This is a genomic window from Aminobacter sp. UC22_36, assembly GCF_044056035.1.
Lineage (GTDB): Bacteria > Pseudomonadota > Alphaproteobacteria > Rhizobiales > Rhizobiaceae > Aminobacter.
The window spans coordinates 2361368-2382622 of sequence record NZ_CP171996.1; the positions used below are offsets into that span (position 1 = coordinate 2361368).

21 protein-coding genes, 2 pseudogenes and 1 riboswitch are annotated in these 21255 nt (G+C 65.1%); of the genes and pseudogenes, 11 read left to right on the plus strand and 12 right to left on the minus strand.

All coding sequences use genetic code 11. The features are described from left to right. Positions 1–37 precede the first annotated feature (37 nt). Positions 38–1153, plus strand: coding sequence for a cobalt-precorrin-5B (C(1))-methyltransferase (locus ACHMW7_RS14735; protein WP_395450938.1), 1116 nt, complete (start codon positions 38–40; stop codon positions 1151–1153). Here the strand turns inward: ACHMW7_RS14735 and cobM are convergent. The 3 genes and pseudogenes from cobM to cbiE all read right to left on the minus strand — a co-directional run bounded on the left by cobM (position 1120) and on the right by cbiE (position 3494). Then, complete coding sequence (gene cobM, locus ACHMW7_RS14740) at positions 1120–1884, minus strand: precorrin-4 C(11)-methyltransferase (RefSeq protein ID WP_395450939.1); 765 nt, start codon at positions 1882–1884, stop codon at positions 1120–1122. The genes ACHMW7_RS14735 and cobM overlap by 34 nt on opposite strands. After that, a pseudogene (locus tag ACHMW7_RS14745) lies at positions 1881–2268 on the minus strand (cobalamin biosynthesis protein). The gene cobM and the pseudogene ACHMW7_RS14745 overlap by 4 nt, the downstream one beginning before the upstream one ends. Continuing rightward, positions 2265–3494 carry a precorrin-6y C5,15-methyltransferase (decarboxylating) subunit CbiE gene (gene cbiE / locus ACHMW7_RS14750; protein ID WP_395450940.1) on the minus strand — a complete coding sequence of 410 codons (1230 nt, stop codon included), beginning with the start codon at positions 3492–3494 and terminating at the stop codon, positions 2265–2267. Before cbiE ends, ACHMW7_RS14745 begins: the two are co-directional and overlap by 4 nt. A gap of 146 nt (positions 3495–3640) precedes the next feature. Here cbiE and ACHMW7_RS14755 point away from each other — a divergent pair, with 146 nt between their 5' ends. Then, positions 3641–4405, plus strand: coding sequence for a cobalt-precorrin-6A reductase (locus ACHMW7_RS14755; protein WP_395450941.1), 765 nt, complete (start codon positions 3641–3643; stop codon positions 4403–4405). Here the strand turns inward: ACHMW7_RS14755 and ACHMW7_RS14760 are convergent. The 9 genes and pseudogenes from ACHMW7_RS14760 to ACHMW7_RS14800 form a co-directional block, all read right to left on the minus strand. Continuing rightward, positions 4369–5133 carry a precorrin-3B C(17)-methyltransferase gene (locus ACHMW7_RS14760; RefSeq protein ID WP_395450942.1) on the minus strand — a complete coding sequence of 255 codons (765 nt, stop codon included), beginning with the start codon at positions 5131–5133 and terminating at the stop codon, positions 4369–4371. The genes ACHMW7_RS14755 and ACHMW7_RS14760 overlap by 37 nt on opposite strands. Then, positions 5130–5879: a precorrin-2 C(20)-methyltransferase gene (locus ACHMW7_RS14765; RefSeq protein ID WP_395450943.1), complete on the minus strand. Its 750-nt coding sequence runs from the start codon at positions 5877–5879 to the stop codon at positions 5130–5132. Before ACHMW7_RS14765 ends, ACHMW7_RS14760 begins: the two co-directional genes overlap by 4 nt. Next, positions 5876–6508: a precorrin-8X methylmutase gene (locus tag ACHMW7_RS14770; RefSeq protein WP_395451330.1), complete on the minus strand. Its 633-nt coding sequence runs from the start codon at positions 6506–6508 to the stop codon at positions 5876–5878. Before ACHMW7_RS14770 ends, ACHMW7_RS14765 begins: the two co-directional genes overlap by 4 nt. 2 nt (positions 6509–6510) lie before the next feature. Next, positions 6511–7656: a precorrin-3B synthase gene (cobG, locus tag ACHMW7_RS14775; protein ID WP_395450944.1), complete on the minus strand. Its 1146-nt coding sequence runs from the start codon at positions 7654–7656 to the stop codon at positions 6511–6513. A 52-nt stretch (positions 7657–7708) separates the two neighbouring features. Beyond that, complete coding sequence (locus tag ACHMW7_RS14780; RefSeq protein WP_395450945.1) at positions 7709–7840, minus strand: hypothetical protein; 132 nt, start codon at positions 7838–7840, stop codon at positions 7709–7711. Then, complete coding sequence (gene cobN, locus ACHMW7_RS14785; protein WP_395450946.1) at positions 7837–11424, minus strand: cobaltochelatase subunit CobN; 3588 nt, start codon at positions 11422–11424, stop codon at positions 7837–7839. The genes ACHMW7_RS14780 and cobN overlap by 4 nt, the downstream gene beginning before the upstream one ends. Positions 11425–11567: 143 nt before the next feature. Continuing rightward, entirely contained in the window at positions 11568–12605 is a 1038-nt protein-coding gene (gene cobW / locus ACHMW7_RS14790; protein ID WP_395450947.1) for a cobalamin biosynthesis protein CobW, read from the minus strand. Continuing rightward, positions 12602–13039 (minus strand): DUF1636 family protein, encoded by a 438-nt coding sequence (locus ACHMW7_RS14795; protein WP_395450948.1) that lies wholly within the window; start codon positions 13037–13039, stop codon positions 12602–12604. The genes cobW and ACHMW7_RS14795 overlap by 4 nt, the downstream gene beginning before the upstream one ends. Positions 13040–13077: 38 nt before the next feature. Continuing rightward, positions 13078–13284: riboswitch (cobalamin riboswitch) on the minus strand. Beyond that, positions 13280–14405, minus strand: a pseudogene (locus ACHMW7_RS14800) (winged helix-turn-helix domain-containing protein). (Overlaps the previous riboswitch by 5 nt.) Here ACHMW7_RS14800 and ACHMW7_RS14805 point away from each other — a divergent pair. From ACHMW7_RS14805 to ACHMW7_RS14845, 9 genes are all read left to right on the plus strand, one after another. Beyond that, a complete protein-coding gene (locus ACHMW7_RS14805) occupies positions 14346–14546 on the plus strand; it encodes a hypothetical protein (protein ID WP_395451496.1) in 201 nt (66 codons plus the stop codon). The pseudogene ACHMW7_RS14800 and the gene ACHMW7_RS14805 overlap by 60 nt on opposite strands. Before the next feature lie 310 nt (positions 14547–14856). Beyond that, positions 14857–15222: an NADH-quinone oxidoreductase subunit A gene (locus ACHMW7_RS14810; RefSeq protein ID WP_115731525.1), complete on the plus strand. Its 366-nt coding sequence runs from the start codon at positions 14857–14859 to the stop codon at positions 15220–15222. Further along, positions 15213–15794, plus strand: coding sequence for an NADH-quinone oxidoreductase subunit B family protein (locus tag ACHMW7_RS14815; protein WP_280226602.1), 582 nt, complete (start codon positions 15213–15215; stop codon positions 15792–15794). Before ACHMW7_RS14810 ends, ACHMW7_RS14815 begins: the two co-directional genes overlap by 10 nt. Before the next feature lie 6 nt (positions 15795–15800). Then, on the plus strand, positions 15801–16406 hold the full coding sequence (locus ACHMW7_RS14820; protein ID WP_395450949.1) for an NADH-quinone oxidoreductase subunit C: 606 nt from the start codon (positions 15801–15803) through the stop codon (positions 16404–16406). Between the two features lie 9 nt (positions 16407–16415). After that, positions 16416–17606: an NADH-quinone oxidoreductase subunit D gene (locus tag ACHMW7_RS14825; protein WP_395450950.1), complete on the plus strand. Its 1191-nt coding sequence runs from the start codon at positions 16416–16418 to the stop codon at positions 17604–17606. Between the two features lie 14 nt (positions 17607–17620). Next, positions 17621–17980: a hypothetical protein gene (locus tag ACHMW7_RS14830; protein WP_395450951.1), complete on the plus strand. Its 360-nt coding sequence runs from the start codon at positions 17621–17623 to the stop codon at positions 17978–17980. Between the two features lie 21 nt (positions 17981–18001). Next, on the plus strand, positions 18002–19126 hold the full coding sequence (locus tag ACHMW7_RS14835) for an NADH-quinone oxidoreductase subunit E (RefSeq protein ID WP_395450952.1): 1125 nt from the start codon (positions 18002–18004) through the stop codon (positions 19124–19126). Positions 19127–19137: 11 nt separating this feature from the next. Next, a complete protein-coding gene (gene nuoF / locus ACHMW7_RS14840; RefSeq protein WP_395450953.1) occupies positions 19138–20445 on the plus strand; it encodes an NADH-quinone oxidoreductase subunit NuoF in 1308 nt (435 codons plus the stop codon). Between the two features lie 87 nt (positions 20446–20532). Then, positions 20533–21237 (plus strand): NADH-ubiquinone dehydrogenase, encoded by a 705-nt coding sequence (locus ACHMW7_RS14845; protein WP_395450954.1) that lies wholly within the window; start codon positions 20533–20535, stop codon positions 21235–21237. The last annotated feature ends 18 nt before the right edge of the window (positions 21238–21255 follow it).

Sequence of the window (21255 nt, forward strand, 5' to 3'; positions counted from 1 at the left end):
GATGACGCACAGGCTTTGCCAGCCTATAGATCGCGTCATGAATGAAGAAGATCGTCCGCTCAAGCGCGGCTGGACCACCGGTGCCTGCGCCACCGCTGCCACCAAGGCGGCGTGCATGGCTTTGAAAGTAGGGCAGTTTCCCGATCCGGTTGAGATCACCTTGCCGGGTGGTCAGAACGTGGCTTTCGCACTGGCAAGGAACGAGCGCGACGACGGCTGGGCGATGGCCGGCATCGTCAAGGACGCCGGCGACGACCCTGACGTCACCCACGGCGCGCTTGTCATGAGCACGGTGCGACCGGGCGCTGCTGGCAGCGGCGTTGTGTTCAAAGCGGGTAAGGGTGTCGGCATGGTGACGCGTCCGGGCCTGCCTATCGCGCCGGGCGAAGCCTCGATCAACCCGGTGCCGCGCAAGATGATGACAGGCGTCGTCGCCGAGGTTCTTGGCGAGGGCGCCGATGTCGAGGTCGAGATTTCCGTCGCCGGCGGCGAGGAGATGGCGCTCAAGACGCTCAACCCGCGCCTCGGTATCCTCGGCGGCATCTCCATCCTGGGCACGACGGGCATCGTCATTCCTTATTCCTGCTCGGCGTGGATCCACTCGATTCATCGCGGCGTCGACGTGGCACGCGCCATGGGCTTCGGCCATGTCGCGGGCTCCACAGGCAACGCCTCCGAAATGGCGGTGCAGAAGTTTCACGGATTGCACGAGGTGCAGTTGATCGACATGGGCGACTTTGTCGGCGGCATGCTGAAATACATCCGCGCCCATCCGGTGCCCAAGGTCACGATTGCCGGCGGCGTCGCCAAGATGACCAAGCTGGCGCAAGGGCTGCTCGACCTGCATTCGAGCCGCGGCTCGGCGGATCTCGACGGCCTGGCGGCGGTTGCGGTCGAGGCTGGTGCAGACGCCGGGCTCGAGGCCCGCATCAAGGGCGCAAATACGGTGGCCGAAGCCTTCAGCGAGGCGAACAAGGCCGGCATCGCCATCGGCGATGCGGTCGCGAGCGCTGCATGGCGCACGGCGGCAAGCGTGTTCGACAGCTCCGACATCGCGGTCGAGATCCTCGTTTTCAACCGCGAGGGCGAGCTGAGGGGGCATGCGCCCTTCGCGCCAAGTCATAACCCGTCGCGGCCCCTGAAGCGGCGCTGATAATAGGCGTCGTAGAGCGAGCTTTCGCGGAAATCCTCTGCCGCCAGCGACTGGCCAACGAAGATGATGGCGGTGCGCTCAATCGGGTCCTTCGCCAGTTCGGCCGCGATCGTCGCCAGCGTGCCCCTGACGATACGCTCGTCCGGCCATGAGGCGCGGAAGACGACAGCCACCGGGCACTCCGGCCCGTAATGCGGGGTAAGCTCTGCTACAACCTGATCGATGGCGTGGATGGACAGGTGGACGGCGAGCGTCGCACCGGTGCGACCGAAACCGGCGAGGGTTTCGCCGGGCGGCATCTTCGAGGCGCGGCCGGAGGTGCGAGTCAGCACCAGACTTTGCGCCACTTCGGGAATGGTCAGCTCGCGCTTCAGTGCTGCTGCGGCTGCGGCGAAAGACGGCACGCCGGGGGTCAGCGTGTAGGGGATGCCGTGCTTTTCCAGCCGGCGAATCTGTTCGGCAACCGCGCTCCACACAGAGAGATCGCCGGAATGCAGGCGCGCGACGTCGTGCCCGGCCTTGTGGGCGGCGACATATTCCGCCTCGATTTCGTCGAGCGACATCGGTGCGGTGTCGACCAGCCGTGCATCCGAGGGGCAGTAGGTCAGAAGCTCCGGCGAAACAATGGAGCCGGCGTAGAGGCAGACCGGGCAGGAGCCGAGCAGGCGGCTGCCGCGCACAGTGATGAGGTCTGCCGCGCCCGGGCCGGCGCCGATGAAATGAACGGTCAAGCAAGGGCTCCAGAACTGGCAATGGCGCAGGTGGCCGGACCGACAACGGTGCGCGGGCCGAGCAGGGTGGCATCGGCGCCGGCGGCGGCGAGAGCCGCTGCTTCCGATACGGATGGCGTATTGGCGGCTTCCAGCGAGGCTTGCGAGCGGCTCAGCGTGCGTGAACTCGGCGGCCTTCAACTCGGCGTTCTCGACCACGAGCAAGGGTAGGTCGAGCCGCCGGGCGGCGGCCAGGATGCCCGGTTCGTCGCGCTTTAAGCTTGCTGTGGCGAGCGCCGTCAGTGCGGTGACAGCGAGACCGTGCGTCTCGAGCGCGGTTTCGATCGCCGAGAGGATGTCTTCTTGTGCCGCACCTTTGCGGCAGCCTATGCCTGCAACCATCATGGCTTCACCCAGCTCCATTGCGTGACCGGCATCGCCGGCCGCCAGCCGGTCATCGAGCCAACAGGGGCGGCGCGGGAGACTTGAAGGCGCAGAAGTTCGCCGCCGAGGGCCGCATGGCGGGCGAGCAACAGCGCTTCCATTTCGAGGGTGACGGCGTTGGCGACGAGGCGCCCGCCGGGTCGAAGAGCGGCGATGGCCGCGTCGAAGACACCTGAATCCGAACCGCCACCGCCAATGAAGATCGCTTCGGGCATGGGCAGGCCGGCCAATGCTGCCGGTGCTGCGCCGCGCACGAGCTTCAGACCGGGCACGCCGCAGGCGCTTGCATTGCGCGCGATGCGCTCCGCGCGCTCGGCGTTGTGCTCGATGGCGATGGCCTGTAGCGAAGGGTGGCAGAGCATCCATTCGATCGATATCGAACCGGAGCCGGCGCCGATGTCCCACAGCAGTTCGCCCCGGCGGGGGGCGAGGGTGGAGAGGGTCATGGCGCGGATTTCGCGCTTGGTGATCTGGCCGTCATGCTCGAACAGGTCGTCGGCAATGCCACAGGCCAGCGGCAGGATGCGAGCCTGAGGACTTGATTCAATCTCGAGCGCCAGAACGTTGAGCGGATTGATGTTTTGGACGTCGAACGCGCCAGCGATTGCCTCGCGAATGCGCTCGTTGCCGCCGCCGAGGGCTTCAAGCACAATCAGGCGTGAGCCGCCGAAACCGCTGTTGGCGGCAAGTTCGGCGATCTGTGCCGGCGCTTCGCCGTCCGAGGTGAGCGCGATGATGCGCGCGCCGGGCTGCAGCAGCGGGCGGATGAGGTCGATGGCATGGCCGTGCAGCGAGACGGTCTCGACGTCCTGCAGCGCCCAGCCCAACCGCGAGGCGGCGAGCGAGAAGGCGGATGCGGCCGGCAGCACGTGCATGTCAGATGTTGCGACTTGGCGCGCCAGCGTTACGCCGACACCATGGAAAAAGGGATCGCCGGAAGCGAGCACGCAGACTTTTTGGCCGCGTAGCGCCACGATATCACGCATTTCGTTGTCGAAAGGTGTGGGCCAGGCGCGGGCTTCGCCGCGGATCAGCTCGGCTGCCAGGGTCAGATGACGCTTGCCACCGAAGACGTGGGCAGCGGCCGAAATCGCGCGCTTGGCCTCGTCGCCGAGACCCGCCACACCGTCCTCGCCGATGCCAACGACGGTCAGCCATTTTTGCCCTGCGTTATGTGCGTTTGTCATGTCGCAGTGCCCCTCATCCGCCTGCCGTCACCCTTCTCCCCGCAGGCGGGGAGAAGGGTGAAGCGGCGACGTTGACGAACCCCACTCCCCGTTCTTACGGGGAGAGGGTAAGGGTGAGGGGCAGTTTCATTCGAACACGGACGATCATGAAGACGGTTTTGATCCTGGGCGGCACCACCGAAGCGCGCCTGCTGGCGGCGAAGCTTGCCGCGCGTGGCGATCTCGACATCACGCTGTCGCTGGCCGGCCGGACCGAAAAGCCGGTCGAGCAGCCGGTGCCGGTGCGAACAGGCGGCTTTGGCGGCGCGCAGGGGCTGGCCGATTGGCTGGCCGGGCACAAGACCGATCTTCTGATCGACGCCACCCATCCTTATGCCGCGCGCATCTCGGCCAATGCGGCGGAGGCGGCACGCATTTCCCGAGTGCCAATCCTTGCTTTGCGCCGTCCCGGTTGGGAGCCGGTCGAAGGCGATCGCTGGACGCTGGTGGATGATGCCGAACAGGCTGTCGGTGCGCTGCGCGAAAAACCGCGCCGCGTGTTCCTGGCGCTCGGCCGGCAAGAGGTGGCGGCGTTCGAGAATGCGCCCAGGCATGCCTACATCATCCGCAGCGTCGACCCAATCGAACCGCCGCTCGGCGTGTCCGATGCGACCTACATCCTGGCGCGCGGGCCGTTTGCCGAGGCCGACGAGCGAGTGCTGCTCACCAAGCATCGCATCGACGTCATCGTCGCCAAGAACAGTGGCGGGCAGGCGACCTATGGCAAGATCGCGGCGGCGCGGGAACTCGGCATCGAGGTGATCCTGTTTCGCCGGCCGCAGCTTCCCGACGTGCCGTCCGCACCAAGCGTCGCCGCTTTGGTCGCGATGGTCGATCATTTCGCCGCTCCAGCCGAAAAGCGTGGCGTGTAGACCAGCGGGCGCTTGCCGTCGCGCTCGATCAGGCGCGTTTCCGGCGAACCGATGACGACGCAAGTCGCCATGTCGGCCTTGGTCGCGTCGGCTTCGCCGAGCGAGACAATGTCGATGCGCTCGTCGGGCCGGCCGGCCGCGCGGCCGAAGATGACCGGCGTCGATGCCGGCAGTTGGGTGCGCAGCGTCTCGAGGGCGCTGCCGAGCTGCCAGGGGCGAGCCTTGCTGATCGGATTGTAGAGCGAGATGACGAAACCGGCCTGAGCGGCTGCTGTGAGGCGGCGCTCGACCAAATCCCACGGCTTCAGATTGTCCGACAGGTTGATGGCGCAGAAGTCATGGCCGAGCGGCGCGCCGACACGGGCGGCGACGGCGAGCATGGCGGTGACGCCGGGCACGACCGCCAGATCGATGTCGCGCCACTCCCTGGGGCCGGCCTCGATGGCCTCGCAGACAGCCGCGGCCATGGCGAAGACGCCGGGATCGCCGCCGGAGACCATAGCGACGCGATGGCCGCTTGCTGCCATTTCGAGGGCCGCGTTGGAGCGCGAGATTTCCTCACGGTTGTCGGAAGCGACGCGGGTCTGGTCGGGGCGCAGCTCCAGCCTGTCGAGATAAGGCTTGTAGCCGTAGAAGTGGCTCGCCTCTGATACAGCGCGGCTGGCCTCGGGCGTGACCTGGTCAGGATTGCCGGGCCCAAGGCCGATGACGACGAGGCGGCCGCTCACAGCTCCGCTCCCGGCTTGCCGGCCCAGCCGGGCACCAGCACGATGGCGAAATAGGGCGCGATGTCGTCGGCCTTGTCGACGAGTTGCATATGCTGCGTCGTCGGCATGGTGCCGCGCTCGACATAGATGGCGCGGCCGAGCTTGCCGGTGGCTTCCAGGGCCTTGCGGATCTTGGGCAGGTTGCGGCCAACCTTCATGATGACGGCGGCGTCGGTGTCGGCGAGGCGGCGGGTGAGCTCGAATTCGCTCATGGTTCCTGGTAGCACCGACAGCACGTCGTCGCCCTGGACGATCGGCACACCTGTTTGCGACCAGCAGCCGGACATGGCGGTGACGCCGGGGATGACCTCGGTCGGGTAGAGATGCGACAGCCTGATATGCAGGTGCATGTAGGAGCCGTAAAACAGCGGGTCACCTTCGGACAGGATGGCGACGGTGCGGCCCTGGTCGAGATGGGCGGCCACTGTTTGCGCCGATTCCTCGTAGAAGCCTGTGATGGCGGCGCGGTAGTCGTTGTGATCCTTGTCGATCTCGGTCGTGACAGGATAGACGAGCGGCAGCTCGATGACATCATGGCGGAAATGCGCGTCGGTGATGGTGCGGGCGTTGCCGTTGGCACCGCGCTTGGCGAAATGGGCGATCACGTCGGCCTCGGCCAGCGCACGCACCGCCTTGAGCGTCAGCAACTCGGGGTCGCCGGGACCGGTGCCGACGCCGATGAGGCGGCCTTTTGGTGCAGTGGTCACAGGCCCGGCCTCGCCAGTGAATTGAGTGCGGCGGCCGTCATGGCGCTGCCGCCGAGGCGGCCACGCACGATGGCATAAGGCACGCCATAGGAATTCTCGGCCAGCGCGTCCTTGGATTCGGCGGCGCCGACAAAGCCGACCGGCATGCCGATGATGGCGGCGGGCTTGGGCGCGCCATCGCGCAGCTTCTCGAGCAGATAAAACAAGGCGGTTGGCGCGTTGCCGATGGCGACGATCGAGCCGGCCATTCTGTCGCCCCAAAGGTCGATGGCGGCGGCAGAGCGGGTGTTGCCAACCTTTCGTGCGATCTCGGCGGTCTGCGGGTCGCGCAATGTGCAGATCACCTCATTGTCGGCGGGCAGGCGGGCGCGGGTGACGCCACGTGCCACCATCTCGGCGTCGCAGAAAATCGGCGCGCCGGCCCGGAGGGCGCTGCGTGCCGCGGCAACGAAATCTTCAGAGAAGACGAAATGCTCGGCGGCCTCGACCAGACCGCAGGCGTGGATCATGCGCACGGCGACATCGGCTTCTGCCTCGGAAAAGCGCGTGAGGTCCGCCTCCGAGCGGATGATGGCGAAGGAGCGTTCGTAGATGGCCGTGCCATCATGAATGTAGTCGTAGGCGGCCATGTTCATCCCTGTGCTATCGTTCGCGCCAGACGCTTTGCACCCAGCCGGGTAAGGCAAGCAGTCGCGTTTTCGCGCGATCGCCGTTCGGCGGCGACAAGAGCCACCAGCCGGCCAGCGCCAAGTGCCGCTTCATATCCTGCGGTGTAACCAGCCGGTAGTCCTTTTGCCGTTCCGCCGACGACAAATGCCGCGCCTTTTTCGTCACCGACGATGGTCAGCGCCGCGGGGCCGGGATGGGCGCAGCCCTTGGCGCAGCCGGACACATGCAGGCTGAGCGTCGGATCGAGGTCTTGGCCAATTCCTTGGGCAATTTCGGCGGCGACATCGCGCGCGGCAATCATGCCCGAAGCGCAGGCCGGCGCGCCGGGGCAGGCGGCAATGCGGATGCGGGGATCGGCGGGGGCAGTGACGAAGCCGAGAGTTTTGGTCGTTTCTGTCAGGGCGTCGCATGCCGGGTGGTCTAGACCCAGGACAAGTACGGTCCGACCGTGGGCGGGCCGGATGCCGGTCGCGCCGCGTTCGATCGCCGCCTCGCAGAAGGCGATCAGCGTAGCTGCGTCGATGCTACCGAAGGGCAGGGCGATGCCTAGTGCGGTCCGATCATCGGTCAGCGGGAGGATTCCGATTGGGGACGAATCGGTTGGTGCGATTGGCTGATAAATCGAGTGAGGCGTGGCCGATCCTGGGACAGCAGCAGCGATCTGCGAAGGATTGAGATCGCGGGCTCGGGCTTGGCGGCCGAGCGCTGCAATGGACTGCAGGATCGCAACTGCTGCACCGCTCGCGGCATGGGCATCGTATTCGCCGACAAACGTCGCAGCCTGCTCATCGCCAGCTACCGACAGGCGCCAGCGTGACGCGTCGACCGCCACCAGCCTGACATCGGCCATGATGGCGCCCAGTCCGACCTGTCCACGGCCGTCGACGACGACCGAAACCTTGGGGCCGAGGCGCGAGGCGAGGCCGGCGTCGGAGATGGCCGTGCGGATGCCAGTTGCCACAGAGGCGGGGTTGGCGACCTCGCGTGGATCAATGCCGGCGAGCGGGCTGGTGTCGACGGGCACGCCGGTGCGCACCGCGATGCCGAGCGCATCGATTTCCTCGGCCAGCAGGCAGGCGCTTGTCTCGGTCAGGCCCCTGATCTGCATGCTGCCGCGCGCGGTGATCTCAACGATGCCGTTGCCGTGACGCTGGGCGGATTCACAGAAGTCCGATCAACGCCTTGGGTGCGATTTCGCCAGCGAGCGGATTGAGCCGGACAAGCAGGCCATCGCCGGTCAGCATCGGCGCCGAGAGTGCAGGGCAGGCGCCGCGACGCGAAAAGGTCGTCATGCCGCGACCTCCTTCGCCGACGCTTCGGCGATCAAAGAGGCGAGGTCGTCGTCGATCGAATTACGCAAGGGGTGCCAGAGCCCGCGCCGGCGCGCGGTGGCAAAACGTTCGGCGATGAATTTCGCAGCGGCGGGGTTCTCGCGCAGCATGAAGGCGCGCACATCCTCATTGCCGACATAGGCATCATGGACGGCCTCGATCAAGGCACCTGGAATGGCGTTGGTGGTTTCGGCAAAACCGATCAGGCGGTCGACCGTCTCGGCGAATTCGGAGGCGCCGCGCGGGCCGTGGCGCATCTGGCCGGCGATGAAGCGGGCATTGGTGGCACGGGCGCGAACGACGCGGCCAACCGCCTCCGTGACCGAGCGGGGCCGAGGCTTCTGCGGGTCGGTCGTGTCGAGCACGATGACGTCGGCATTCCTGCCGAGCGCTGCAAGGGCAGCGGAAAAGCCGCCGATGAAGGCGACGTCGGCGGAGCCTTCGAGAATGTCGCGGCCGGGGTCATCGCCGGTGTGAACCAGAAGGTCGGCCTCGGCGATGCGGCCGGCAAAGGCGCCGGGTGCGGAAATGCCTTCGCCTTCGGCACCGCCATAGGCGTGTGAGGCGGCGTCGAGATAGGCGCGGCCAAGTTCGTCGCGCGTGGTCCAGTCGCCGGAGGACAGCAAATCTTCCGGACCAGCGCCGTAGGTTCCAGGCGATGAGCCGAAGATGCGCGGCTCGACCTTGCCGCAAGCGCGGGTGCTGGCGGCGAGCGGGTTTTCGCTGTCGTCCTCGTCGCGGATGGCGACGGCGCGGGTGGCGGCGTCGATCAATGCGATCTGGGTCGGGAACATGTCGCGGAACAGGCCTGAGATGCGCCAGGTGACGTCGACACGCGGTCGGCCGAGCGCTGCCGGCGGCAATACTTCAATACCCGTGACGCGGCCGGTGGCGGAATCCCACTGGGGACGGCAACCCATCAGCGCCAGGCCCTGGGCGATCTCCTCGCCGCCGGTGCGCAGCGAGGCACTGCCCCAGAGATCGATGACCAGCGCGTGCGGCCAGTCGCCATGGCCTTGCAGGTAGCTGCGCATGATCTCGTCGGACGCTGCCTTGCCAAGGTCGAAGGCCGTCGGCGTCGGCATGGTGCGCGGGTCCGCGGTAAACAGGTTCCGCCCGGTGGGCAGCACATCGGTGCGGCCACGCGCCGGCGCGCCCGAAGGGCCGGCTTTGACATGGCGGCCGTCGAGGGCGGCGATCAGGTTGTTTCGTTCGCCCTTCGCACTGTCTTGGCGGGCAAGGTCCGGCTCATCCTCGTCAGCCCGCCCGTAGACGTGCAGCCCGTCCTTGATGGCGAAATCCTTGAGGTCGCAGAGCCAGGCATCGATGCGGCGCAGCGCCTCGTCGGGGGCGTCGGTGTTGGCGACGCCGGCTTCGCTGGCGAGGCCGGTCTGGGCAGCGGTCTCGACGATGAGCTTCGCCAGCCGGTCGCGGCGACGCCGGTCGAGCCCGTCGGCCTGGGCATATTCGTCGACGAGGCGCTCGAGCTTGTGCTGGTTCTCGTCGAGGCCCGCAGCGGCAAGCGGCGGTGGCAGGTGGCCGAGGGTTACGGCGGCGATACGACGCTTGGCCTGGGCCGCTTCGCCTGGGTTGGACACGATGAAGGGATAGATCACAGGCAGCGAACCGGTGACGATCTCGGGAAAGCAGGTTTGGCTCAGCGCCACGGTCTTGCCGGGCAACCATTCGAGCGTGCCATGCGCGCCGACATGGACGATGGCGTGGACGCCGAGCGATTTCTGCAGCCACAGCCCGAAGGCGAGCAGCGCGTGGCGTGGCGGCAACGTCGGGTCGTGATAGTCGGCGCGACGGTCGGCGGAGCGGCCGCGATCGGGGGCAAGGGCGACGGTGACATTGCCGAAAGTGGCGGCGCGGAAGGGGAAAAGGAGCTGCTCCTCGCCAACGATGAGCTGCCCCTCAGCCTTACCCTCTCCACGTGAGGCGTCGGCGTATCGGCTATCTTCCTTCACCCCGTTCTTGCGGGGAGAAGGTCCGGCAGGGGATGAGGGGCGGCGCGACGATAGAGTTGTTTCGGCCTCCAGCGCAGCTTCCCCCCATGCCGCGTCAACCACGTTCCTTGCATCCGTTGGCAGATCAGCGGAAAGCGCGAGATAGTCGTGAAGCACCAGCCCATGCCCGCCTGCTTCAATCAGGTCGAGCAATGCGCGCGGCGATTCCGGGATCGATTCAACCGTGTAGCCGGCGTGTTTGAGGTCGTGCAGCATGGCGAGCACGCTGTTGGGTACGTCGAGGCCGACGGCATAGCCGGTACGACCCGGGGCGCTGGGATAGTCGGGGATGAGGATCGCCAGCTTGCGCTCTTCGGGCGGCGTCTCGCGCAGCCTGAGATGAGCCGCGATCCGGCGGGCGACCTGTTCGACACGATCCGGCTCGGGCTGGTTGGCGACAGCGCGGAAACCAAGTGCCGGATCGAGTTCGCTCTCGGCCTTGAAGGAGATGGCGCCGGCGAGGATGCGGCCATCGAGCTCGGGCATCACCACATGCATGGCGAGGTCGGCGGGTGCCAGGCCGCGCGGGCTGCCTTCCCAGGCTTCGCGGCGCGTGGTGGCGACGATGACCTGGAATACCGGCACGCCGGCGCGGTCGAACAGCGTTTCCGTGCCAGGCTCGGCACCGGCGGCAAAGGCGGTGGCGGTGACGATGGCCGAGGGCTTCAGCTGCGCCAGAGCCGTCTCGACGAAGGCGAGGGAATCCTTGTCCTTGAGGCTCGAGACGAAGATCGGGGCAGGGTGCAGGCCTTGTGCGCGCAGCGCTTCGACCAGCGCGTCGATGGGCGCGACATCGGCGGCGAGGAGCATCGAGCGATAAAACAGGATGGGGACTATGCTTCCTTCTCCCCGTTCACGGGGAGAAGGTGCTCCGAAGGGGCGGTTGAGGGGCTGCGCGAGGGTATCAGGTGTGGGCGATTGCCCCTCATCCCCCTGCCGGGACCTTCTCCCCGTGAGCGGGGAGAAGGGGGCTGTCATCACGCCCCGTGCCGGATCATAGTATCCCGCCTTCGGCACCGCCACGGGCGCAACGGCTGCCGCTTTCGCACCGGCCAGCCCAGCCAGACGCGCGACCAGCGCCTTCATGTTCTCGGGGCCGCCTTCGCGGAAATAGCCGAGCAGCGCGTCGAGTTCGGCACGTGGCAGCGTCGAGGCTTCGACAAGCCTCAAATCCTCGTCGTGGCTTTCGCCTGGCAGAAGTGCGAGCGCGATGCCCCTTTCGCGTGCGATGGCCGCAAGTTGGTCGCAGCCATAACGCCACCAGTCGTAGCCGCCGAGGATTCGCACCAGAATGACCTTGGCGTGGGCCGCGACACTGTCGACCCAGAGATCGACCGACATCGGGTGCCTGAGATCGCGCAGGCTGGCCAGCCGCATCGACGGCAGGTTTTCCGCATCCGTCTTCCAGGCGTTGGCGAGGCCGGCCAGGTCGCTGTCGGTGAAGGACAGCGCCACCACATCCGCAGGCTTCTGCCTGAGGTCGACCGGCTCGATCAAATCGTCGAGCGTGGCGGATGTGGTGGTCAGGATATGCATTGCTGCGATCCTTCGAAGGTGCAGTGAGACGGCCCCCTCATCCGGCCCTGTGGGCCACCTTGTCCCCGCCAAGGAGAAGAGATGCGCGCCAGCTTTGACACGCTCATCTCCGGCGCGGAGGTCTGGTGAGGGGGCAATTCAGCTCACCCTACCAGAATACGCTCGATTGCAGGGCGGTCGAGGCCCTTGAGGCCGATGACGACGAGGCGCGAGCGGCGATCGTCCTGGGCTGTCCAGGCGCGGTCGTAATAGTGGTTGACGCGCGGGCCGACAGCCTGAACGAGCAGCCGCATCGGCTTGCCGCCGACATCGACAAAACCCTTCACGCGCAACACGTTCTCTTCTTCGGCGGCAGTGGCGACACGCTTGGCCAGTTCGTCCGGGTTGGCGATCGACGGAATCTCGATGACGAAGGTGTCGAAGTCGTCGTGCTCGTGGTCGAAGGCGCCGTCGTGATGGGTCTTGCGGTTTTCGATGTCGTCCTCGACGGCAAGGCCGAGGCCGAGCAGCACCGACGGGTCGACCTTGCCATGCGCCGACGGCACAATCTTGACGGCGCGTGCCAGGTGCTCGCGAACGATCGCGCTGGCGCGGGCATGGCCGGCCTCGTCGAGCAGGTCGCTCTTGGACAGGATGATCAGGTCAGCGCAGGCGACCTGGTCCTCGAACACTTCCTCGACCGGGTCGTCGTGGTCGAGCGAATCATCTGCGCTGCGCTGGGCGGCGAGCGCTTCCATGTCGGAGGCAACCTTGCCTGCGGCAAGCGCAGGGCCGTCAACGACAGCGATGACGCCGTCGACAGTGACGCGGCTCTTGACGCTCGGCCACTGGAAGGCCTGGACCAGCGGCTTGGGCAGCGCCAGGCCGGAGGTCTCGATCAGGATGTGGTCGACGCGCGGCGTGCGCGACAGGATCTGGTCGAGTGCTGGGACAAAATCGTCGGCGACCGTGCAGCAGATGCAGCCATTGGCGAGTTCGACGATGTTTTCTTCCGGGCAGGTGTCGATGCCGCAGCCCTTGAGGATTTCGCCGTCGATGCCGACGTCGCCGAATTCATTGACGATGATGGCAAGGCGCTTGCCCTTGGAATTCTCGATGATGTGGCGGAGCAGCGTGGTCTTGCCGGCGCCGAGAAAGCCGGTGACGACGGTGCAGGGAACGCGATCGACGGAGGCGGTCATGTGTCTTCCTTCAGGAGGTTCAGGGGAGGGATGCGCGCGATGAGGCCGCGCTTGAGGCTGTCGGGACGGCCGCGCCAGGGGATCAGGCCGTCGGTCGAGGTGGCGAAGAGTTTGGCGCCAGTGACGAGATCGTCGCCGGAGGCGATGTCGAGGTCGCCGAAGACGTAGCTCCACGAGCCGTCACGCAGGATGGCGGCACTCAGCCGGCGCTTGCAGTTGCCGAGACATTCGACGCTGCGCACGGTGATGTCTTCGCCGGCCGCTGCCTGGCGCGCAGATTCGGCGAGCTTGGCGCCGGCGCGCGGATGGGTGTCGGAACCAAGTTCGTCGCGGCAGGACGAGCAGACGAGAATCGTCACCTCCGCCGCACGCGCGTTTTCGGCGCTGCCGGATGCGTCCAGAGTTTCGACCGGGAGTGTATCGTCGAGTTCCAAAATGCCAGGCTCCTTGCCTGGGACACCCGCCAGGCGATCGGATCAATGTCGCAGACGGCAGGTCTCCTGGCTCGCGAGTCGTCGCTTTCGTGCCGCCTTCCCGGGAGGAAATCCCAGTGGTCTTGGGCCTAAGCTCGTCGCTTACAGTTGCGGGGACAGCCGCGGATTTGACGCCATCGGCGCGCACCGCATTCCCTCTTAGCCTCCGCCTTTGCGGGCGAAGGACCGTCTGCCGGCGATTTAGGCTTTCGCGAGGGGTGGAGTCAACGTGAGGGAGCGACCAACAATGTCGCTCAGTGCCGGGCCGAGGTCGCCGGCCGGAGTGACTTCGATGCGCTCAAGGCCGAGCCAGTCGCGCATCTGCTTCAGCTCTTCAATAAGCTCGGCCGCCGTTTCCGCTGGGGCGCAGGGTTCGGAATAGGCGGCATGGACACGCAATATACCTGCGGGCCGGTCGGCCTTGAGGTCGACGCGGGCAACGATGCGTTCGCCAAGCAGAAAAGGCAGCACGTAGTAGCCATACTGGCGCTTGTCTGCCGGAGTGTAGATCTCGATGCGATAGCGGAAGCCGAACAATTGCTCGGCGCGCGTGCGCTCGAACACCAGCGGATCGAAGGGTGCCAGCAGGGCGCGGGCCTGGACCTTGCGCGGGATGCGGGCGTCGGCGTGCAGATAGGCCTGCTTGTCCCAACCCTCGACGCGCACGGGAATCAGTTCGCCCGTCTCGACCAGCTCTTCGAGCCGGCCTTTCATGTCGGCGGGTGAAAGCCGGAAATAATCGCGCAGGCAGCCGGCTGTGGCGACGCCGTGGGCGCGGGCCGAGATGCGCAGCAGTTCGCGATGGGCGTCGGCCGGGGTCGGGACGGGCAGTTCGTAAATAGCCGAGGGCAGAACGCGCTCGGGCAGATCGTAGAGACGTTCGAAGCCCCGGCGCGAATGGGTGGTGATGCGCCCGGCCCAGAACAGCCATTCGAAGGCATGCTTTTCGCGGCTCCAGCCCCACCAGCCGCCCGAGCCCTTGGCGCCTTCGATGTCGGACGCGGCGATCGGGCCGCGGTCGACGACCTGGCGAAAGATGTCGTCGACATAGGCTTTGTTGTCGCGGCCAAATTTGGCGAGCGCGCCATACATTTCGTCATGGTCGGCGGCGCGCGCCATGCGCCAGCGCATCAAAGGGAAGGTTTCGAGCGGCAGCAGCGAGGCCTCGTGCGCCCAGTACTCGAACAGCAGCCGTTTTTTCGACTGCATGGCGTCGTCGAGCAGTGCCATGGGGTAGGGGCCGAGTTCGCGAAAAGAGCGGCATGTAGTGGGCGCGCACGACGGCGCTGACCGAGTCGATCTGGAACAGGCCGATGCGGTCGAGCACACGCTGGAGATGCCTGCGGGTGACCGCGCCCGTCGGGCGCGGGTCAGCAAATCCCTGGGCCGCGAGCGCGATGCGGCGGGCGGTGGCGAGCGAGAGTTTTTCCTTCATTGCGGCAAGCTATCGCAGTCTCTTGAGGAGTGACGCAAGGGCACGAGAATCGGTCTTTGCTGCAAATGCTAGCAGAACTGCGGTTCCGGGCTTGTCAGGAGTATAAACCTGAGTAAAATTCGAAGGAAATCAAACGCGAGCCACACGCGCAGGATTTTGGTCCAGCAGTGGGCTTTGCCACGTTTTGGCCAAGGTTGGACTTGCTTCGACCGACCGGCTGCGCTAACCGTCGCCGCATTGCAGCACGACCGTTTCGTCCGGCTCGGCGAGAATCTGTCGCGCTTCCGGAAACGGACCCCGTGCTGTAAATCTGGGTGGATAGGCCACCAACGGAATTCGCAGCATGAACGCTCTCCTGAGTTCGTATCTGCCCATCGTCATCTTCATCGGTGTGGCGCTTATCGTCGGCATTGCGCTTATCGTGGCGCCTTTCCTTGTCGCCTACCGCAATCCGGATCCGGAAAAGCTTTCTGCCTACGAGTGCGGCTTCAACTCGTTTGACGACGCCCGCATGAAGTTCGACATCCGCTTCTATCTGGTCTCCATCCTGTTCATCATCTTCGATCTCGAAGTGGCGTTCCTGTTTCCCTGGGCGGTGTCCTTTGGCGAGATCGGCATGCTCGGCTTCTGGTCGATGATGATCTTCCTGGCCGTGCTGACCATCGGCTTTGTCTATGAGTGGAAAAAGGGAGCGCTGGAATGGGATTGAACGACGCCTCCGGCACCCTGATCGCACCGAAGCCGAAAGGCATCATCGATCCGAACACCGGCAAGCTCATCGGTTCTGACGACGCCTTTTTCGGCGACCTGAACAGCGAGTTGTCCGACAAGGGTTTCCTCGTCACCTCGTCGGAAGCGCTGATCACCTGGGCGCGCACCGGTTCGCTGATGTGGATGACCTTCGGTCTGGCCTGCTGTGCTGTCGAGATGATGCACATCTCGATGCCGCGCTATGACGCCGAACGCTTCGGTATCGCGCCGCGCGCCTCACCGCGCCAGTCGGACGTGATGATCGTCGCCGGTACGCTGACCAACAAGATGGCGCCGGCGCTGCGCAAGGTCTACGACCAGATGCCGGAACCGCGCTACGTCATCTCGATGGGATCCTGCGCCAATGGCGGCGGCTACTATCACTATTCCTATTCGGTGGTGCGCGGCTGCGATCGCGTCGTGCCTGTCGACATCTACGTGCCCGGCTGTCCTCCGACCGCCGAAGCACTTCTCTACGGCATCCTTCTTCTCCAGAAGAAGATCCGCCGCACCGGCACGATCGAGCGGTGATCCCAGATGAGTGAAGCCCTGAACGACCTTGCCGCATACATTGCGGAAAAGCTCGATGCGGACATCGAAGAAAGTGCGGTCGCCTATGGCGAGCTGACGCTGACGGTGAGGGCCGCCGATATCGTCGACGTGATGACCTTCCTGCGCAGCGACGTGCAGTGCCAGTTCATCTCGTTCATCGACGCCGCCGGCGTCGACTATCCGCAGCGCCGCAAGCGCTTCGACGTCGTCTATCACTTGCTGTCGCCGCGCCAGAACCTGCGCATCCGCGTCAAGGTCAGCACGGACGAGGACACGCCGGTGCCGTCGATCACCTCTGTCTATCCCGGTGCCGACTGGTTCGAGCGCGAGGCCTACGACATGTACGGCATCCTGTTCTCCGGCCACCCGGACCTGCGTCGTCTGCTCACGGACTACGGTTTCGAAGGCCACCCGCTGCGCAAGGACTTCCCGCTCACCGGCTTCGTCGAGGTCCGCTACGACGACGAGCAGAAGCGCGTCGTCTACGAGCCGGTCGAGCTCAAGCAGGAATTCCGCAATTTCGACTTTTTGTCTCCTTGGGAAGGCACCGAATACGTGCTTCCGGGCGACGAAAAAGCCAAGACGAATTGAGGCGCCGAAATGGCTGAAACCTCCGTCCGCAACTTCAACATCAACTTCGGCCCGCAGCATCCGGCGGCGCACGGCGTGCTGCGCCTGGTGCTCGAGCTGGACGGCGAAGTCGTCGATCGCGTCGATCCGCATATCGGCCTGCTGCACCGCGGCACCGAAAAGCTGATCGAGCAGAAGACCTATCTGCAGGCTATCCCCTATTTTGATCGGCTCGACTATGTCGCGCCGATGAACCAGGAGCACGCGTTTTCGCTGGCTGTCGAGCGCCTGCTCGGCATCGACGTGCCGAAGCGCGGCCAGATCATCCGCGTGCTCTTCTCCGAGATCGGCCGCATCCTGTCGCACCTGCTCAACGTCACGACGCAGGCGATGGACGTCGGCGCGCTGACCCCGCCGCTGTGGGGCTTCGAAGAGCGCGAAAAGCTGATGGTGTTTTATGAGCGGGCCTGCGGCGCGCGCATGCACGCGGCCTATTTCCGGCCGGGTGGCGTCCACCAGGACCTGCCGCAGAAGCTGGTCGAAGACATCGGCAAGTGGATCGATCCGTTCCTGCAGACTGTCAAGAACCTCGACGACCTGCTCACCCCCAACCGCATCTTCAAGCAGCGCAACGTCGACATCGGCGTGGTCTCGCTCGACGATGCCTGGGCCTGGGGTTTTTCGGGCGTGATGGTGCGCGGATCGGGTGCTGCCTGGGATCTGCGCAAGAGCCAGCCCTACGAGTGCTATTCCGAGATGGAATTCGACATTCCGATCGGCAAGAACGGCGACTGCTACGACCGCTACCTGATCCGCATGGAAGAAATGCGCCAGTCGGCGAGCATCATGCGCCAGTGCGTCGATCTCTTGCTCGGCAAGGAAAGCGTCGGTCCGGTCTCGAACATGGACGGCAAGGTGGTTCCGCCGAAGCGCCAGGCGATGAAGCGCTCGATGGAATCCTTGATCCATCACTTCAAGCTCTACACCGAAGGCTATCGCGTGCCGGCAGGCGAGGTCTACGCAGCCGTCGAGGCGCCCAAGGGTGAATTCGGCGTCTTCCTCGTTTCCGACGGCACCAACAAGCCATACCGCTGCAAGTTGCGCGCGCCAGGTTTCGCCCATCTCCAGGCGATGGATTTCCTGTGCCGCGGCCACATGCTGGCGGATATCTCAGCCGTTCTCGGCTCCCTCGACATCGTGTTTGGTGAGGTCGACCGCTGATCATGGGACGGATGTTGACCACAGCGCTCATGTCGATGCTGGCGCCCTGTGCGGCCTCCGCAGGCGATCTCGCGTCTTCATCCGTTGTGTCGTCGAAGGCGCTGCTCGCTGATGGTTTTCGCCCGATTGCCAATGGCGAGTTGTTGGTTGAGAGGTCTTTCGGCGTTGACCGGATGGAGACATCTCGGGTTTCCTTGATGGCGGAGGAGTTCGTCGCCCAGGTGCCGGGTATGCCCCGTCCTCGCGCCGAGATGGTGCGCTGGCTCGGCGATCGCTACGAAAGCTATGTTCGCCTTGCTCTCGGCAAGGAAGAGTTTGTGTGTATTTTGGCGCAGCCCGAGCGGTGTTACCGCGCGGATAGCTCAAGAAACTAAGAGACAAGTAAAGCGAATATCATGTCAGTCCGCCGTCTCGCAGAAGCCAGCGTCCAGCCAGCGTCATTCGCCTTCAACAAGGCGATGACCGCGCAGGCCAAGACCTGGATCAAGAAGTACCCCAAGGGCCGCGAACAGTCGGCCGTCATCCCGCTGCTCATGCTCGCGCAGGAGCAGGACGGCTGGGTGACCAAGGCTGCGATCGAGCATGTCGCCGACATGCTTGATATGCCCTATATCCGCGCCCTCGAAGTCGCGACCTTCTACACCCAGTTCCAGCTCAAGCCGGTCGGCACGCGCGCCCATATCCAGGTCTGCGGCACGACACCATGCATGCTGCGCGGCTCGGAAGAGCTGATGGATGTCTGCCGTTCGAAGATCCATCACGACCAGTTCCACACCAACGAGGCGGGCACGCTGTCGTGGGAAGAGGTCGAGTGCCTTGGCGCTTGCGTCAACGCACCGATGGTCATGATCTTCAAGGACACCTATGAAGACCTGACGCCAGAACGTCTCGCCGAGATCATCGACCAGTTCGAGGCCGGTAAGGGCGCGCAGGTCAAGACCGGCCCGCAGACCGGTCGCGTCTTCTCCGCGCCGCTGACCGGTTTCACCTCGCTCAAGGAAGAGAAGGGCGTTCTCAAGACGACCCGCGACAAGGAGGCCAAGGCGGCTTCCAAGGCTGCCAAGGCAGCTTCCGTTGGGGCCGTCGTGCCGCCGTCCAATGCCGCCAAGCCCAAGACCGACGCGATCGAGACCAGCCCGGCGGTGAAGTCGCCTTCGACAGTCAAGGCAGCGCCCGCTGCCGAGAAGGCTGCAAGCGTTGCGGCTCCCAAGGCTGCTGCTGTGGCCAAGCCTTCGCTGGAAGACAAAAACCGCCCGGCTGGCATCGCCAAGCCGGCTGCCGTCGACGACCTCAAGCTGATCTCGGGCGTCGGCCCGAAGATCGAGGGCACGTTGCACGATCTCGGAATCTTCACCTTCGGCCAGGTTGCGTCGTGGAAGAAGGCCGAGCGCGAGTGGGTCGACGGTTACTTGAATTTCAAGGGTCGCATCGAGCGTGACGACTGGGTCAAGCAGGCCAAGGCGCTCGCCAAGGGTGGTGTGGCCGAATACATCCGCGTCTTCGGCAAGAAGCCGGTCTGAGGAGCAAGAACATGCTTGAAGACAAGGACCGCATCTTTACCAACATCTACGGCCGCTTCGACCAGTCGCTGGCCGGGGCGATGTCGCGTGGCCATTGGGACGGCACCGCCGGCCTGATCGAAAAGGGCCGCGAGTGGATCATCAACGAGATGAAGGCGTCGGGCCTGCGGGGCCGTGGCGGCGCTGGCTTCCCGACCGGTCTCAAATGGTCGTTCATGCCCAAGCAGAACGCCGACGGCCGTCCGTCCTATCTCGTCATCAATGCCGACGAATCCGAGCCGGGCACCTGCAAGGATCGCGACATCCTGCGCCATGACCCGCACACGCTGGTCGAGGGCTGCCTGCTCGCCGGTTTCGCGATGGGCGCCGTTGCCGCCTACATCTATGTGCGCGGCGAGTTCATCCGCGAGCGCGAAGCGCTGCAGCGCGCCATCGACGAGGCTTATGACGCCAAGCTGATCGGCAAGAACAACAAGAACGGCTACGACTTCGACATCTACGTCCATCACGGCGCCGGCGCCTATATCTGCGGCGAAGAGACCGCGCTGCTCGAAAGCCTTGAGGGCAAGAAGGGGCAGCCGCGCCTCAAGCCGCCGTTCCCGGCCAATGTCGGCCTCTATGGCTGCCCGACGACGGTCAACAACGTCGAGTCGATCGCTGTCGCGCCGACCATCCTGCGCCGTGGCGCGGCCTGGTTCTCCGGCATCGGCCGCCCGAACAATGTCGGCACCAAGCTGTTCATGCTTGTCGGCCATGTGAACACGCCCTGCACGGTCGAAGAGGCCATGGGCATCAGCTTCCGCGAGCTGGTCGAAAAGCACGGCGGCGGTATCCGCGGCGGCTGGGACAATCTGCTGGCGGTCATCCCCGGCGGCGCGTCGTGCCCGTTGGTCAAGGCCGAGGACATCATCGACTGCCCGATGGATTTCGACGGTCTGCGTGAGCGCAAGTCGTCCTTCGGCACGGCTGCCGTGATCGTCATGGACAAGTCGACCGATATCGTGAAGGCGATCGCGCGGCTCAGCTATTTCTTCAAGCATGAGAGCTGCGGCCAGTGCACGCCGTGCCGCGAAGGCACCGGCTGGATGTGGCGGGTCATGGAGCGCCTGGTGCGTGGCGAAGCGCACAAGCGCGAGATCGACATGCTGCTCGACGTCACCAAGCAGGTCGAAGGCCACACGATCTGCGCTCTGGGCGATGCGGCCGCATGGCCGATCCAGGGCCTGATCCGTAACTTCCGCCCGGAAATCGAGCGGCGCATCGACGAGTTTTCGCGCAATTCGCATCGTGCCGAGCCGGTGCTGGTGGCGGCGGAGTAAGGGTTTAAGTCAGAAAGTGCGGACCAAAGGTCCGAAATAGGAAACGACGAGGCAGAGGCGAACGGCGAAGGCGACAAGGAGCTATCAATGTCGACATTTCCCATTCCCGAAAGTGCAGTGCCTGAAATGGAACGCTTGGAGCAGATGAACAGGGACTTCGTGGCGATTTTGCCCAAGGAGTTTGCCGGCACGGCGAACCTCATGGTGCATCCAGCCGCAGGTTTCGTTGCTGTTTCAGCGCTTGGTGTCGGTCTCGCCAGTCACGCCATGGGCGTTTGGATGGGGGCCGTATCAGGCGCATCGGAAGCCGCGCAGCGTCTGTTTTCGCCGGACTTTGGCGATTTCACCGGTGCGGCGCACGTCAAGACGGCTGGGACAACTGCCAGGCGCCCGGACGCGGAGACAGCTTCGCTGATCGCCGAGGTAAAGAGCCTGGCGCGCAAGCTGGAGAAGACCGAAGCAGAGCCGGTGGCTGCTGCTGCGGTCGAAGCGGTCGTTGTCGAGGCTGTTGTAGAAGAAGCTCCGGTCGGGCTTCAACCGGAGGACTTCAGGCAGCCGGCGTCAATCGAGAAGCCGGAAACGCCTGACGATCTCAAGGCCATTTCGGGCATAGGCCCGAAGCTGGAGCAGGTGCTGAACGGCCTCGGCATCTGGACCTACGGCCAGATCGCTGGCTGGACGGCGGAAGAGGTGGCCTGGGCGGACGACTATCTCGGCTTCAAGGGCCGGATCGGCCGCGACGACTGGATAGGGCAGGCGGCGACGCTTGCTGGCGGCAAGACCGCCGCGTGAATTGTGGATTTCGGGGCG